The organism is Dietzia sp. MNB45 (assembly GCF_051994785.1).
GTDB lineage: Bacteria > Actinomycetota > Actinomycetes > Mycobacteriales > Mycobacteriaceae > Dietzia > Dietzia kunjamensis.
Genome location: NZ_CP163397.1, coordinates 2,335,228 through 2,350,629 on the forward strand (window position 1 = coordinate 2,335,228; position 15,402 = coordinate 2,350,629).

Annotated in this window: 10 protein-coding genes, 1 tRNA gene and 2 pseudogenes; all 13 read right to left on the reverse strand. The window is 63.3% G+C overall.

Features of this window, described 5'->3' with window-relative positions:
- Nucleotides 1–105: 105 nt before the first annotated feature.
- Nucleotides 106–465, reverse strand: a complete 360-nt coding sequence (locus AB5G72_RS11155) for a HepT-like ribonuclease domain-containing protein (protein WP_440219897.1) — start codon at nucleotides 463–465, stop codon at nucleotides 106–108.
- A 164-nt stretch (nucleotides 466–629) separates the two neighbouring features.
- Nucleotides 630–860 (reverse strand): annotated as a pseudogene (locus AB5G72_RS11160) (IS3 family transposase); the annotation flags it as partial.
- Nucleotides 861–963: 103 nt separating this feature from the next.
- On the reverse strand, nucleotides 964–1,731 hold the full coding sequence (locus AB5G72_RS11165) for an ATP-binding protein (RefSeq protein ID WP_440219898.1): 768 nt from the start codon (nucleotides 1,729–1,731) through the stop codon (nucleotides 964–966).
- Complete coding sequence (gene istA, locus AB5G72_RS11170) at nucleotides 1,731–3,332, reverse strand: IS21 family transposase (RefSeq protein ID WP_440219899.1); 1,602 nt, start codon at nucleotides 3,330–3,332, stop codon at nucleotides 1,731–1,733. The genes AB5G72_RS11165 and istA overlap by 1 nt, the downstream gene beginning before the upstream one ends.
- Nucleotides 3,333–3,479: 147 nt before the next feature.
- A pseudogene (locus AB5G72_RS11175) lies at nucleotides 3,480–4,112 on the reverse strand (IS3 family transposase); the annotation flags it as partial.
- A complete protein-coding gene (locus AB5G72_RS11180) occupies nucleotides 4,109–4,417 on the reverse strand; it encodes a transposase (RefSeq protein ID WP_005180812.1) in 309 nt (102 codons plus the stop codon). The pseudogene AB5G72_RS11175 and the gene AB5G72_RS11180, both read right to left, overlap by 4 nt.
- A gap of 364 nt (nucleotides 4,418–4,781) precedes the next feature.
- Nucleotides 4,782–7,745, reverse strand: a complete 2,964-nt coding sequence (locus AB5G72_RS11185) for a DEAD/DEAH box helicase family protein (RefSeq protein WP_440219900.1) — start codon at nucleotides 7,743–7,745, stop codon at nucleotides 4,782–4,784.
- Nucleotides 7,745–9,670 (reverse strand): site-specific DNA-methyltransferase, encoded by a 1,926-nt coding sequence (locus tag AB5G72_RS11190; protein ID WP_440219901.1) that lies wholly within the window; start codon nucleotides 9,668–9,670, stop codon nucleotides 7,745–7,747. The genes AB5G72_RS11185 and AB5G72_RS11190 overlap by 1 nt, the downstream gene beginning before the upstream one ends.
- Nucleotides 9,671–9,739: 69 nt before the next feature.
- On the reverse strand, nucleotides 9,740–12,604 hold the full coding sequence (locus AB5G72_RS11195) for an SNF2-related protein (protein WP_440219902.1): 2,865 nt from the start codon (nucleotides 12,602–12,604) through the stop codon (nucleotides 9,740–9,742).
- Nucleotides 12,605–12,771: 167 nt separating this feature from the next.
- Nucleotides 12,772–12,845: transfer RNA gene (locus AB5G72_RS11200), tRNA-Leu, on the reverse strand.
- A gap of 54 nt (nucleotides 12,846–12,899) precedes the next feature.
- Nucleotides 12,900–13,895: a Ppx/GppA phosphatase family protein gene (locus AB5G72_RS11205; RefSeq protein ID WP_440219903.1), complete on the reverse strand. Its 996-nt coding sequence runs from the start codon at nucleotides 13,893–13,895 to the stop codon at nucleotides 12,900–12,902.
- Nucleotides 13,892–14,443: a DUF501 domain-containing protein gene (locus AB5G72_RS11210; protein ID WP_067712814.1), complete on the reverse strand. Its 552-nt coding sequence runs from the start codon at nucleotides 14,441–14,443 to the stop codon at nucleotides 13,892–13,894. The genes AB5G72_RS11205 and AB5G72_RS11210 overlap by 4 nt, the downstream gene beginning before the upstream one ends.
- Nucleotides 14,440–15,345: an FtsB family cell division protein gene (locus tag AB5G72_RS11215; protein WP_440219904.1), complete on the reverse strand. Its 906-nt coding sequence runs from the start codon at nucleotides 15,343–15,345 to the stop codon at nucleotides 14,440–14,442. Before AB5G72_RS11215 ends, AB5G72_RS11210 begins: the two co-directional genes overlap by 4 nt.
- Nucleotides 15,346–15,402: the final 57 nt, after the last annotated feature.

Genomic DNA, 15,402 nt, shown 5'->3' on the forward strand with positions numbered 1-15,402 from the left:
GGCCGGACCTAGACAGTGCACGTGGGCCGCATCGGCCTCACCGACGCGGCCGGCGCACCGCACAACGAGGAGCGATGACGCGGGCAACGCAGCACTTGGTCGTTCTCACCCCTGCGCGCCGTCTGGATCCGCACGGGGTGTGTGCGTCCTCAGGGCGGCGGCGAGAGGAGGGAGGTAGGTAACCACCACGTCGCGAACAACTTCAGGCTCCACCCCAAAAAACCGATGGACCAGGATATTGCGGAAGCCACGGATCTGCGGCCAGCCGATCTCCGGGTGCGCGTCCCTTACGTGTTGTGGAAGGTGACTCGCCGCCTCGCCGATGATCTGCAGGTTCCGTTCGAAGGCGTCCTCAGCCATGAAGATGAGGTCGTCAGCGTCGTCGTCCAGCCTGCGGACGTACTGCTGGCATCGGTCGATAGCGTTCAGAATGTCGTCGATACGCCGCGCCGAATCGCGACTCATAGCGCCACGGCGTCGGCGAGCGCCGTTTCGCATATAGGCCGTTTGAGCAATTGCGCTGGGAAGATGTCGATGTCCTCGCGACCGAAGAGCGTACGGACTTCCTCGAGCAAGCCGGAGGCTCGCATCAGGAGGGGGTCTGATGCACGGTTAGGTGACACGGTTAGTCACGCGGCCTGAGGGGCCTCGCGGTTGATGATTGTCTCGAATTCGATGGGGGTCAATCTGCCGAGGCGGTCTTGTCGTCTGCGGCGGTGGTAGGTCCGTTCGATCCAGTGCACGATGGCGGCCCGGAGCTCGTCTCTGGTGGCCCAGGATCGGCGGTCGAGGACGTTGTTCTGTAGCAGCGAGAAGAAGCTCTCCATGGCCGCGTTGTCACCACACGCACCGACCCTGCCTGGCAGATAGGGCTTGTCGGTACCGCGGGTCCGGCGAGTTGGTACCGCCATTCCGGCGACCCGGAACCGGCCCGTGTGTGAAGCGGGCCGGCACCGTCGGGGGTTACTCCCAGTAGCCGGTAGTGGCTCGGGCTTGGTCGTCGCGCTGTCGGCGCATGTCGACTTCGCCGAGGTTGATCTCGCGGGCGTTGTTGGCCAGGCGGTTGACGATGGAGTCCGCGGCGACCCGGTCAGGCAGCGCCTCGAGCCAGTACGCCGGCCGGGATTGGGAAGCGATCATCGTCGGCAGCCGGTGCTCCCGGTTGGCCAACACGGCGAACAAGTCGTTCGCGGCCTCAGGATCGATGCCCACGGTCAGGAAATTGTCGATGATCAGCAGCTCCACGTCCGAGAGGTCGTTGAGCATCTTCTGGTGGCGGATGCCGTCGCCGCGGGCGATGACCAGCCGCCGGGCGAGTTCGTCCATGCGGGCGTAGGTGACGGTGTGCCCGTTCTGGCAGGCGGCGATGCCGATCGCGCAGGCCAGGTAGGTTTTCCCGCCGCCGGTCGGTGAGAGGACCAGCAGGTTGGTGGGGTCTTGGCGCCAGTGGTGCCCGGCGTAGCGTTTCATCCGCACCGGGGTGATCCCGCGTCCTTCCTGGTAGTTGATCTCCGCGATCGAGGCCTGCGGGATCGGGAACTTCGCCGCTCGGATCAGCTTGTCGATCCGGTGGGCCTGGCGCTGGTCCAAGGCGTCGTCGACGGCGGTGAGAAAGATCTGCTCCGGGGTGAGCTCGTCATTGGCCTCATCGCTGATGAGCTCCTCGAACCGGGTCGCCACGTGCGTGATGCGCAGATTGCGGAACTTCTGGTGATCGATCTCGGTGAACATCACACGCCCTCCCCGCTGCGGCCGCGCGCATAGTGATCGGCCGAGCGCACCTGCACCGCGCCGTCGTCTCGGGCTCCGGCCGGTGGCGGGGGCTTTCGTGTGGCCGCCGCCGGGACCACGGGTCGGGGCGCTTTGCCGTCGGAATCGATGGTGGCCATGACGCGTTTGAGCACGCTGTAGCTGCCGACGCCGTTCTGGTTGAGCAGCACTTGGCAGGCCGCCTCGAGCCGCTGTCGACTTCTCTTGCCGAGAGTTTCGAGAATGTTCTGGCAGTCCAGATAGCCCTGCGCCTCGATCACGTGACGATCCAGGATCTGGGCGATCACTTTCTCGGTGGCGGGGCCGAACCCGCGGGCGCGGTCGGTGAACCACTGCCGCGACCACAGGCCGTCGATACCCTGGTGCTCTTTCGGGGCGTGAGCCAGCACCGTCGAGTACTGGCCCTTGCGGCCGTGGCGCCGGGAGTGCTCGCAGACGACCTGGTCACCGTCGAAGAGCGTCACCGACTGCGCGGTCAGGCGCACCCGCAGCAGCTGACCGGCGAAGGTGTACGGCACCGAGTAGTACTGCGACTCGCAGGAGACGTGATAGTTCCGACCGACCTTGAGTTGCTTCCATTCCACCGTGGCGAACCCGTCGTCGGGCAGGGCCGCCAGCAGCGGCGCTTCGTCGGACTCGAACCTCTCCCACCGGGTCGTACCGTCAGCCCGGCGAATCTGGGTGTTGATCTCGGCGACGCGGTCGGCGATCGCCGCGTTCAGGGCCTCGACGGTGGTCCACACCTCCTCGGCGAGGTAGCCGATGACGCGTTTGTTGACCACTTCCACTGCTGACTCTACGGCTGCCTTGTCGCGGGGTTTTCGGACCCGGGCCGGCACGATCGCGGTGCCGTAGTGGTCGGCCAGCTGCTGGTAGCGGACGTTGACAGCCCTGGCCGCCTCGCCCTGCTTCTGCCGATGAGTGGCGGTGGTCGGGTTGTCGGGCACCACCATCTGCGGTGTCCCACCGAAGAACGCGAATGCGGCGACGTGAGCGTCAATCCAGGACGGCGATTTCATATCCGTGAAGCCGCGGCAGAACACCGCACCGGAGTACGGCAGGACGGCCACGAACAAGTACAGCTTGGTGACCTCTCCGGTGACGGCGTCGAGGACCTCGAGGGTGTCGCCGGCCCAGTCGACCAGCATCGTTCTGCCGGGTTCGTGATGCAGCGTGGCCACGACGTCCTTGATGCGGGCGTGCTCGGCGAACAGGGCGCAGTACTGCGAGTACCCGTACTTCTTCCCGGCCCCGGCGGGGTCGGCGAGATATTTGCCCCAGGCCTGCTGGATGGTGAAGTGCCGGTTGAACTTCATCGACGCCAGCACCCGATCAAAATCGGGCTTGGCGTAGTCCTCCGAGACGCGTTTGCGCCCGTCGGGGAACATCCCGGCGATCTCGGCCGGGTTCATCGACGACGCTTGGCCGGCGGTGATGCCGTACGCGGTGATCGTCTTCTTCACCGCCGCGATCTCCCTACGCGAACACCCGACGGCGGCGACGATCTCGCTGTAGCTATGCCCGGCCAGCGCCAACGTCATGATGGCCTTGTACTCGGCCACATCAGCCTCCTCAAATAGGAAGAAGCGGCGCAGTCGCGCCGCCTCACCCCGAGCAGACCACCCCGCCCGCCCCAAGGAGTACCGAGTCGCCGGAATCGAAGTACCGGATCGCCGGACTAGGCGTACCCACTGGCCCTATCTGCCACTGCCCATCGAGCCGATCAGCCCGTTACGGGTGATCGCGATCTGCATCTTCTTCGAGCGAAATTGCGACCCTCTATCGCTGTGTAGAACGCAGCCGGTCACGTCGCCCCGTCTGGCGACGGCGCTGTTGAGAGCGCTGACCGCCAGGCGGGATTTCATTCTCGAGTCGATCGAATATCCGACGATTCGCCCCGCGTAGACGTCCTTGATCGCGCACAGGTACAGCTTGCCCTCGGCTGTCCAGTGTTCGGTGATGTCGGTCAGCCACAACTCGTTCGGACCAGCCGCGGTGAAGTCCCGCTCCACGAGGTCGTCGTGCACGGGCGGGCCGGCCTTGCGATGCCGACCCCGTCCCTTCTTGCTGATGGCGCTGGTCCAGCCGCCGGCGGAGCAGATCCGCCACGCCGTCCGCCGGCACATCTTCTCGCCTGCGGCTTCGGCCTCGTCGGCGAGGTAGCGGTAGCCGAACTCCGGGTCTTCGCGGTGGGCGTCGAACAGGGCGTTGGCCCGGTACGCCTCGGCGAGCTCGGCGTCGGTGATCGGGTTCTTGCGCCACCGGTAGTAGGGCTGGCGAGCGATCTTGAGTACCCGACACGCCACCGTGACGGGGATGCCGTCAGCGGCCAGCTCACTCACGAGCGGGTACCACCTTTTCCCGGCAGATTCGCTTGGGACAGGTACGCCGCCGCCCGGCGTAAGACCTCGTTCTCCTGTTCAAGCAGGCGCACACGCCGCTTGGCCTCGCGCAGCTCACGCGATTCGGCCGACGTGGTGCCGGGCTTGATCCCGGCCTCCACGTCGGCCTTGCGGATCCACTTGTTCAGGGTCATCGGGTGGATACCGAAGTCGGCAGCGATCTGTTCGAGAGTCACACCGTCTTCACGGTTCTGGGCGACGCGGACAACGTCGTCGCGGAACTCCTGGGGATAGGGCTTGGGCACAGCTGGCATCCTTCCAGGCCGCCCCGGCAGGGCAAGCCAGATCAGATGTCACCTACTCGTGCACCAGCCCCCTGAACTTCCGACGTGATCGTGGTGCCATGATCTTGATCCTCTCGCATCAAGCGGCTGTCCAAGATCCTTGGTACACCCCACCTATACACGCGGCGGAAGGAGCCTAGAAGCGGGTGGCCCCCACGGGCGCTACTGCTGGCCCCCAAGCGCAATATTCGCGATCCCGGCCACTGGCCCCCGGAGGCAATACCGGTGGACCCCCGTGAGACGAATATTCACTCACCTTGGTACTCGTACGGGTTCACCTGTAGTGCCGCGCGTACCCAACGCGCACCCGGTGTTGTCTTGCCGCTCATACCCTCCACGCTCCCGGCACGGAGACCGCGTAGTCGCCGACGCCGATTGCGGCGAAGTGCTTGGTGGCTGCCTTGATCTTGGCGTTCTCGGTCGGGCGGCGCTTGACCTCTTCGGTGGTGCTCTTGGTCTCGCGGATCATATAGATCCGGTCTTGGCCGGCCTCGTGCTTGATGATCGCCCAGTCCGGGTTGTAGGGGCCGACTGGAGTGTCGATCTTGAACTTGGACGGCAATTTCATGAACAACTTGACGTCATCGCGTCCGTCGAGAAGTTCTGCGAATTGGCGTTCCGGTTCGGAGTCATATACGACGTAGTCGAAGTCCGACTTCTCCGGATTTTGCAGCTCGTACATCTGGTCGATAAAGCGGTCCTTCTCTTCCTGCCCATCCTTCTGGAGTTCGCGCAGCTCATAGACGTAGCCGCCGATCTTCTCGTATTGGATCCCTTCGGTGACAATCTCAGCGAGAACGGATTGTAGGCGTGCCTTGACCATCTGGATGAAGTCGTTGGGGTTGCCGATGAACTCGGTGAGACGACCGCTGTCGATGAGGATGTCGATGATGGTCTTGCGAGTTAGTGACGTTGCTTCCTGTAGCTCGGTGACAATGTCCGGCAGATCGAAGGCACCCTGAAGAGACGCTGACCGCTGCCCCGTCTCAGTGGCTTTGGTGCCTCCACGAAGAATCTTTACGCCGGCTCGGGTGACCTGGATGCGCAGCGGCTGGATCGGTGGCGCTTCTTTGATCGCCTTGACCGTTGCTTCGATTAGACGCCCCCGGTCAACGGCGACGCGGTAGGTGGTGCGCCGGGAGATGGTGCGCCAGAACTCCTCGAACTCCGGGTTGGCAAACAGTTCCTTGTTGAGCTTGCGTGCCTTGCGCTTGGACTGCGGCTTGACGTACCGCTCGATACTGGAGCGGCCGATGTACTCGATGATGACGTCTTCATAAGGCCAGTAGAACTCCGGCACATGCTGCTTGAGATCGAAACCCAACTGGGTCGGCTGGTAGGCGGCGGTGGCCTTACCGTCCTTGATCATCCCCGAGGACTCCAGTGCCTCGTACAGGGTCCTGGAGCGCTCGTAGCCGAAGTACTCCGGGCCGTCCGGCTCAATGTGCTCCTCGTAGAGGGCGATCTTCGAGAACTCCTGCAGGCGCACGCGACCGATCTCGACCCCGGACTTCTCGTACTCGGTCTGGAGCGACTTGGCGAACGCGACGTAGGACTCGTTCGCGATGACGGTCAGCTGGGCGATGCTGCGGTCCGCCACGCGCTCACCGGTCTGGTCAACCGGAAGTCGGAGGCCGCGACCAATGGTCTGACGGCGCTCAACTTCAGCACCCATCTCACGCAGAGTGCAGATCTGGAAGACGTTCGGGTTGTCCCAGCCCTCGCGCAGTGCGGAGTGACTGAAGATGAAGGAAACAGGCTGCTCCCAGCTCAGCAGTCCAGCCTTGTCTCGCATGATCAGGTCATAGGCATCGTCGTCGGTTTTGGTGCTGCCGGAAGTGTCCTGGAACTTGTCGGCAGCCCCCTTCCTGCCCTTGAGCACGGAGAAGTAGCCACGGCGCAGGTCCGCCGGATCTTGCGGAAACAGCTCTTGCCACTGCGGCGTCTTGGCCCGCTCTTCGCGGAATAACTCATCGAACCACTGCACGAATCGGCCGTTGGCGTCAATGTTGTTGACACCCTCACCGAGGAAGTTCTCGACCTTGTCGATGAAGAACAGGCTGAGCACCTTGATGTCCTTTGATTTCAAGAGCGTCTGCTTGCGGAAGTGCTCTTTGATGGCCTCGCGGATCATCTCGCGGTAGATCGACTCGGAGTTGCCGCCGATTTCCTCACCCTGCTGGAGCATGCCGTGCTTGTTGAGCTCGACGAACTGTGGCTCGATCGAGAGCTCAGTGATCCACCAGCCCTCGTAGACAGAGTTGTTCGCCAGATTCGACAGCTCCTGGTCTTGCTTGGCGTTGACGACCCGGCGGGTCATCGAGCCGTCGGCGGAACGAACGGCCACTTCCAGCTTGGCAACCCAAGGGTCACGCCTGACCTCAACCACCTTGATGTATGGCGTCACATCCGAGCCTTGGTGGGCTACGTCGGCCACCACGATCTGCTTTACCAGGCCGTGGTCGTGAGCGTCGACCGGGTCGAGCCGATAGACGACGTTACGCTGCTTGCGGTGCGTCGCAGAGAACCGGAGCGTGGCAATCGGGTCGAGGTCCCCAATGGAGGACTGCGAGAGCTGCGACTCCATGTTCTGCGGCTCGTCCATGATGACGATTGGCCGGGTGGCCTTGAGATAATCGATCGGGCGCAGGCCGTTCAACTTGTCGCGGGTCTGGTGGATGATGCGCGAGTTGGCGTTACCCCGAATCGAGTCAATCGTCATGACCATGATCTGCACGTTGGTGCTAGTGGCGAAGCCCTGTACCTCCTCGGCGGACTGGCCCGAGTAGACCGAGTAGTCGAACGGCTGCGCCGGATACAGGTCGCGGAAGTGCTGGCGCATCAGCTCGATACTGGTGGTGACGCCTTCCTTGATCGCCACGCTCGGCACGAGGATCACGAACTTGGTGAAGCTGTAGGCCTTAGCAAGCTCGAAGATCGTGCGCAGGTACACGTACGTCTTACCGGTGCCGGTCTCCATCTCGATGTCGAAGTCGAGGACACCACCGACGAGAGCCCCAAGAACCTCCAGACCGTTCTTGTCCTGGACGGTCTGCAGGTTCTGGAGGATGGTCGCCTCATCGAGGACGAGGTTGTTGCCGACAGCGCCGACCTCCTGCGAAAGGTCAAGGTCGAGGCTGGTTTGGTCCTGCGCTCCGTTCAGCTTGCCCTCTACCCGCAATGCGGTCAGGACAGCTTCGGCATCCTTGGGTTGGCCATCGAAGAGCTGCACGATCGACCCAATCGCATCGAGCTGGTACTGCTGCTCGGCATCGAACTTGAACTCCATCAGGCAGTCCAGAGCTCCACGCTCTTGCTCTTGCAGAGCTGAGCAAGGTTGGTCTTCAGTTCGTCGTCGCCGTGGAACGCATCCTCGAGTATGACGAATCGCACGGGCACGTCATCCACGACCGCACGGAGCTGGTCGAGGGTCGGCTTCGTGTGCTCGTCGAGGTATGCCAGGAGGAGGCCGCCTCCAACCGATCGAATTCTGAGCCCCGAGACCTCTTTCTCGTGAGCTCGCTCCGTCAGCGAATAGCCCTGCTTTAACAACAGCTCGTAGAGCAGCGCATCCGGCGTCGCGTCACCGTCCGCGCTATCCCGGAGGCCGAGCAGATGCTGCTCAAGCTTTGTCGGATCAACGTCACTCGCGGCCTTCCACTTCGAGAAGTTGGTATCAGTCAACGTGAACGACCGGAATCCCAAGTCTGCGACACCACTTGGTACACCAAGCACATCTAGCTGGTCGTCGAACGTCTCACCGGCCTTCGAGATCCGAGCGCGGGCGACTTCGGCAATGCTCCGATAGCCCGCCGCCGCTGCATCCGATCCATCCGAGACAGGCTCGGGCAGTTGGATCGAGATGCTGCGCCGCCGCCCCCCGTCTGCACGATTTAGTGCCATGACGGCGTGCGCGATAGAAGCCGAGCCGGCAAATAGGTCCAGTACGATCCCGTCACGTCCAGCACCAAGCTGCATGAAATCCTGCAGCAGGCCGAGCGGCTTTGGATTGTCGAAGACCTTCTTGCCTCCGAACAACTGCTTGACCGCTGCCGTGCCGTTGCCACTGCTGTATTCAGGCCTGTAGAAAGTCGACTTCGGCTTCGAAGTGGGCATGTCACCAAGCGTGGGCCGCTGCTTCTTATACAGTGTGTAGCTGCCGCCCGATGGCACCACAATCACGTCATGGAGGTCGCTCAAGAACTTCTCGCGGCTCCAACGCCAGGACATCTCCTGACCGTTAGTGATCGGAAACAACTCGGTCCAGCCCTCGTTCGGCCTGAGTGACACTTCGAGATCCTTGCTCACATAAACTGGGAAGAACAGGTTCGGACGCTTTGCCCGAGGCGCATTCGTGCCAGTGGCCTTCAAACTGGCACCGCGCTTGTACTGGCCGCGTTCGTCCGTCTCCCAACTTTCAAGACCCTCATCGTCAATCGGGAACTGATCGAGCTTCAGGGTTTTGACGTTTCGCGCATAAACGAGCGTGTACTCGTGGGTTCCAGCAAAACCAAACTGGTCGTTATTGCCCTTGAGATTCATGATCGTCGGCAACTCGGCAACAAAGTTAGCTTCGCCAAAGATCTCGTTGCAGACCTTCTTAAGGTTGTCCTGTTCGTTGTCGTCGATAGAGATGAAGACGACACCTTCAGGTGAGAGCAGGTTGCGCACGAGTTTCAGGCGCGGGTACATCATGTTCAGCCAGTTCGAGTGGTAGCGACCCTCGGACTCGCTGTTGGTCGAAATCTTCTTGCCCTCTTCGTTGACCTGCTTAGTCCACTCGAGGTATGTCGCCAGCCCCTCATTGAAGTTGTCGGGGTACACGAAGTCCTTGCCTGTGTTGTACGGAGGATCGATGTAGATCATCTTGATCTTGCCGTGGTAGTGCTTCTGCAGGATCTTGAGCACTTCGAGGTTGTCACCCTCGATAAAGACGTTCTCGGTGGTGTCCCAGTCCTTGCTGTTGTCCTTGTCTGGGCGCAGCGTGGCCGTGGTGGGCTCCTGGGCGGCGCGCAGGGCGCGCTTCTTGCCAGGCCAGAACAGTCCGAAACGCTCGTTGCTGTCGGCGGCATCGTCCGCGAGGAGCTCGGTGAGCTTAATGACGTCAACCTTGCCGTCAGCTATGGCTTCGGGCACTAGTTCCTGCAATTTCTGTGCAAGCTCGCTCTGCAGGTCGGGCGTCGTGCTAGGAATCTCGTAGATTTCGTCAGACATTCAGTTTATCCCCATTCTCACCATTGCTTCAATTTTACTGTCTATTGCCGCTATTAATGAGCGCTGGGTTTAGGCGTTCACTCTCCAGCGGATGGTAAACAGGTCTTCAATTTCTTGCTTACCTTGAAGCGACTGTTCGATTAGGTCGAGGTATTTGTCGGTCTCCTCGCGCAGCTTGGTCCGGTCACTGCGGGCGCGATCATCCTCGTCCTCGGCCTTTTGCGACCAGCGGCGAGCTTCCTTCTTGTGGCGCAATTGTTCCATCGGGTCGTCAGTCACACGCGCAGCCTTGCGGCTTTCCTTTTCCTTCTGACGAAACTGCCGGATCAGCGCCTCGGACTCGGCTTTGCGGTCGAGGGAGTTGCGGTACAGGATCTCTTCCTGCTGGTCGTAGTAACGAGCGTTGCGCGCCTGAACTTCCTTCTTAAACTGCTCAACTTGAGCATCTAGGTGCGGAGTAAACGTCGACTCATCCATCACGCCAAGAGGGTCTGAGACATTGATGCACGCCAAGTCCATGAGGTCCGAGACGTACTCATGGTCAAGCCACTCGCCGTCGTCGGTGAGGATGCCGGCGAGGGAATAGGACTCGGAGATATCCTCGCTGCCGGCCTCTACACGGAAGGTGACGACCTTGCTGACGAGCTGGCCGCTCTTACCTGCCAGGGCCTTTATAGCTGTGCTGGCTCTCTCGGATCGGGAAATGCTGAACGTCAGCTCCCGTGGGGGCGTGGACATGCTCTTAGACCGCTCCATGACGTACCCAGCCAGTGGGCTAGCGAAGCGGTACTGGTGCGCATGCGTTTGCGGCTGCGATTTGAAGTAATAACGACCAGTCTGCGCACCAGGCACCGGCGCGGTGTGGAGATCGAACACTCGGCCGTCGCCCTCAAAAGTTGCCTCGTCGGCGAGCTGGTACCTCGTGGCGGCGAGAAGGAGTCGCTCGAACTTGTTCAGTACCTCACCCGACTGGGCGTCGTATGACTTGAGGCGGTCCTGGACGTTGGGGTCGAGGTTGTCGAACACCTTGGCCTTGGCGGTAGCCATCTCCTTGGAGATCTCGCCCTCGAATCGCTTTTCGAGCTCATTAAAGGCGAAGTCAATGTCTTCGGCCGTCCGGCAGCGATTCAGTATGTCAGAAATGCGCTTCTCGAAGTCGAGACCATCTTCGATGGTGCCGAGCACCTCGTCGCTCGCCCCGAACACACCCTGGAACAGGTGGAACTTCTCGTCTAGCAGTTCCAGGATTCGTTGCTCGGCGAGGTTGCCCTTGTTGGAGAAGTTCACGACAACCACGTTGTGTTTCTGGCCGAAGCGGTGGGCGCGGCCGATGCGCTGCTCGACACGCTGGGGGTTCCACGGCAGGTCGTAGTTGACGACCATGGAGCAAAACTGCAAGTTGATGCCTTCCGAGGCCGCCTCGGTGGCGATCATGATCGTGCCCTCGTCCCGGAAGTAGTCCACGAGTGCTTTACGTCTGTCGGCGGCGAGCACGCCGGTGATGACGTCGCTACCTCGGTTCTTCTTTAGCCACTCCCGGTAGATTTCGGTCGATCGAGGGGAGTCGTTCTGCCCGTTGAAGAGAACCAGGCCGTCACCGCGGCCGGCTTCTGTCAATGAGCGGGAGATGTACTCCTGCGTGACCGTGGAATCGGTGAAGATGATCGCCTTCTCTGGCGCGCCAAGCTCTCGTAGTCGATCGAAACCGAGGTCGAGGGCATAGTTGAGCTGAACTGCTTTCTCGTTCACGGTGATCGACCGTGCGAGTGCAGCGTACTCCCTGAGCTCACGGACTTCGTCGCGCATGAAAGCGGTGTTTTCCTGCGAGCTACGTCCTGACCCCTGGCGAGCCGGTTGGTCGTCGAACTCATCAGACTCTTCGTCCGTGAGGTCGGCATCAATGAGGAGACTGTCCATGCGCGGCTGAGGTCCGCCAGCGGCGATCTCGGCCTCTAGCCGATAGGCGATTCGCTCCAGCGTGCTCGCAATTGCGTAGGTGGACGACCCGAGGCGCTTCCGGATGATCAGTGCACTTAGATGTCGCGTGGACGGCGAGAAGGCGTAGAGCTCGTCGCGCTGGAGGTAGTCGTTGACGAGTTCGTAGAGGCGCTGCTCGTCGGCTGAAGGTTCGAAGCCGACAGTGATCGGCAGTCGCTCGGTGAAGCGGATGTATTTGTCCGCGTCGCGGCGAAGCGTGCGCTTGCTGATCTGGGCAACACGATCACCGAGATCATCGAATGCAGCCGTCTCGCGATTCTTGATGTAGCGCTCACGGAAAGCGTCCAGCGAGTGAAAATACTCGGGGTCGAAAACCGAAACGAGACCGTAGAGTTCTTCGAGCTTGTTCTGCAGTGGCGTTGCGGTCAGTAAAACGGTCTTACGGGCACTTCCAACGATGTTTGCAACAGCGCCGGCAACCTTCGCTCGACCATTCCAGAAGCTGCGTAGACGGTGGGCCTCGTCAGCGACGACTAGATCCCACACACGAATCAGCGAGGCCTCGTGTCGCTGGGCGAACTCGTACGAACAGATCAGGACCTCGGGATTGCTTCCCGCGTTCAGGAGGCGGTCTCTGGTCTTGGCGTCGAGCAATGAGGACGGAATCAGGAACTTCTCGTACAGCTCCTGCTGCCACTGCTGCCGGAGGCTAGATGGTGCAACGATCAGGATATTGCGCTTGCGCTCCGCCCAGTACTGGCTGATCACGATGCCGGCCTCGATCGTCTTACCGAGACCAACCTCGTCGGCAAGGATGACACCCTTGAGGAACGGCGTCTGGAGGGCGAACAGCGCGGCGTCGATCTGGTGCGGCTTGGGCTCGACCTGCGCGTCAAACAAGAGTCCGGCGAGCTTCCCAACATGGTCGCTGGCGTAGCTGCGTTGGAGCTCGTGGGCGTAGTACTTGGCCTGGTAGTCCGAGAAGCCGTTCCGCATCGTCTTCTTTCCATCAAGATCTATATGTGTCGCCAACCAGCGCTCTTGGACGTGTGAACAGATTCCTATACTAACGAACCCTCTGCGAGTGGGCACAGCAAATACTGGGCTTGTACATTGGATTGTCTTTCGGCCGCTCGGCCGCTCTCAGATTGAAACCAGTGCAGTGCCCCCAGTCGGACTCGAACCGACACTGAAACGGTTTTAAGCCGTCTGCCTCTGCCAATTGGGCTATGGGGGCTTGCCGGCCCCGCCGGGGCGCGGCCGGGTGGCGCGCAGTACGCCGGGGGCCGAACTAGCCGGCCAGGCGGGTCAGCACCGACATCGCGATGCCGTCCAGGATGTCCTTCTCACTCACAGTGAGCTCGGACAACCCGGCGCGCTCTGCCATCACATCACACAGTGTCTGCACCACGATCGCTCCCCCGCCGATCACGTCCGCACGGCCCGGATGCATCGGCCCGAGAGCGCGGCGCTCGGCCACCGACGAGGCCACCAATCGGCCGCACACCTCGCGCATCCGGTCCAGCGGGATCACGCTTCCATGGATCCGCTCGGGGTCATACTCCCCAAGCTCCTGCGCCAACGCCGACAGCGTGGTGAAGGTCCCGGCCACGCCCACCCAGCGGGCAGCGCGGCCCACCGGCACGTCGCCGGCCTCGGCCAGCGCATCGGCGATCACGGCCCGCGCCTCGGAGATCTCGGCGGCCGTGGGCGGATCCGAGTGCAGCACCCGCTCGGTGATCCGCACGCAGCCCACGTCGAGGCTGCGGGCGCCGAGTATCTTCACCTCGCCGCCGACGAGCTCGCCCACCACGATCTCCGTGGAGCCGCCGCCGAGGTCGGTCACCACGAACGGGCCGTCGGCCGGCGAGAGATCCGAAACGCCGCCGGCGAAAGTCAGCTCGGCCTCGGTCTGCCCCGAGATCACCTCGGCCTGGGCACCCGGGAAGTGCTGGCCGAGCACCTCGGCGGTCATGCCGAAGAACTCGTCCTTGTTGCGGGCGTCGCGGGTCGCGGAGGTGGCGACCATCTGCACCGACTGCACACCGAGCTCCGCCATCGTGGCGGTGTAGTCCGTCAGAGCGGTACGGCACCGGGCGAGTGCACCGTCCGAGAGCCGCCCGGTCGCGTCGACGCCCTCGCCGAGCCGGATGATCCGCATCTCGCGCGTGACGTCGGTGAGCCCGGCCTCGCCGGGGACGCCCTCGGCGACGAGCAGCCGGATGGAGTTGGTGCCGCAGTCGACCGCGCCAACACGAACTGAATCAACACCGCCGGGCGTGGTCACTGCTCGTCCATCGCGAGGTAGTCGGGCACGCCCAGCTCCTCGGGGGTCGGCCAGTCCTCCGGCAACGCCGTACCGCGCAACCCGGCCTCGCAGGCCAGCGCCACCGACTCGTCGCCAAGCCAGACCACGCCCGGCCCCTCCGCGAGCGCGTACGCCATGAGCACGTGCAGGCACTTGACGCGCTCGGGCATGCCGCCGCCGCTGAAGTCCGTGCCCAGGTCCTCGATCTCGTTGCGCTTGGCGAGAAACCGCTCGTGCGCCTGCACATAGTTGGCGGCCAGCTCGGGCTCCTGGGCCAACCTCGTCGTCATCCCCCTCATGATCCCCGCGGACTCCTGCCGACTCGCCTCGGCGGTGAGCCGCGGATCGGTGAGGTAGTACAGCGTGGGGAACGGGGTGCCGTCCTCCAGCCGCGGCGCGGTCTTGACCACCCCGGGCTGGCCGTCGGGGCTGCGGTAGGACACCTCCAGCACGCCCCGCGGCGGCCGACCCAGCTGGGCCTGGATCGCGTCGAGGTCTTCGCTGGACACGCTCTGCTCGGCGCTCACGCTGGGGGGTCCTCCTGTGATTGATCTTGGACGCCGCCCGGGATGGGGGCGGCGGGGTCATCGGCGCCGGGCACGCCGGGCACGACCGGGACCGGCGGAGTGTCGGGGCCGCCGGGGATGGACGTGCCCTCGAGCACCGCCGAGTCCTCGGGCATGATCGGGTCGGCGGGCTCGGCGATGGAGTTCCACACGCGCGTCTGCCACGGCTGCGCCGCCAGCTCGGCGGCCTTCTGCTCGGCCACGGCCTGCTCGATCGGGTCGACCATCGACACGCGGTACGGGGTCTCCCCCGGCTTCACGGCGCCAAAGCGGATGCGGGCCTGCTGCTCGATGTACGCCGGGTCCGAGAGCATCTGCTCCTCGGCCTCGAGCTCTGCGATCGTCGCCTCGAGCGCGGCCCGCTCCTGCGCCACGGTCTTCTCGTCGCGCAGGAACTGGTAGTGATTGCGCAACGGGAACGACACGGTGACGAGCAGGATGATGGCGACGACGGCGAGGAGTCCGATCCGCCGCGGGGTGTAGTTCCGCGGGCCCAGCAGGGTGTCGGACAGGTCCGTGCGCGTGGTGAGGCGGTGGGCCTCCGGATGCGCGGTGGTGCCGACCCGGCCGGAGCGGGCAGAGGCCGGGACGGGCCGGTCCCGTTCGCGGCTCGGCGTCCGCCGGCGGGTCGGCTCGCGGCGGGAGGGGTCGGCCGAGTGGTCGGCCCCGCTCTGCCCGTCGACCCCGTCGCGGCCGACAGCACCCGGGCCGCGGCCGGTGCTGCTCCCCCGGTCGGCGGAAGCGCCACGGCCCGTCCCGTTCGCACGGCGACGGATAGCACCCGACGCCTCCCCGGGCCGCCGGGACGCCGCACGATCGCGTGCGTCTCCCCGGCGGTCCGAGGGGCGGGGCGGGCGGGCCATGCGCCTTCCTTTCCGACTACGTGCCCGTCAGCGGTGAACTGCCGACGGGCGGTGCTG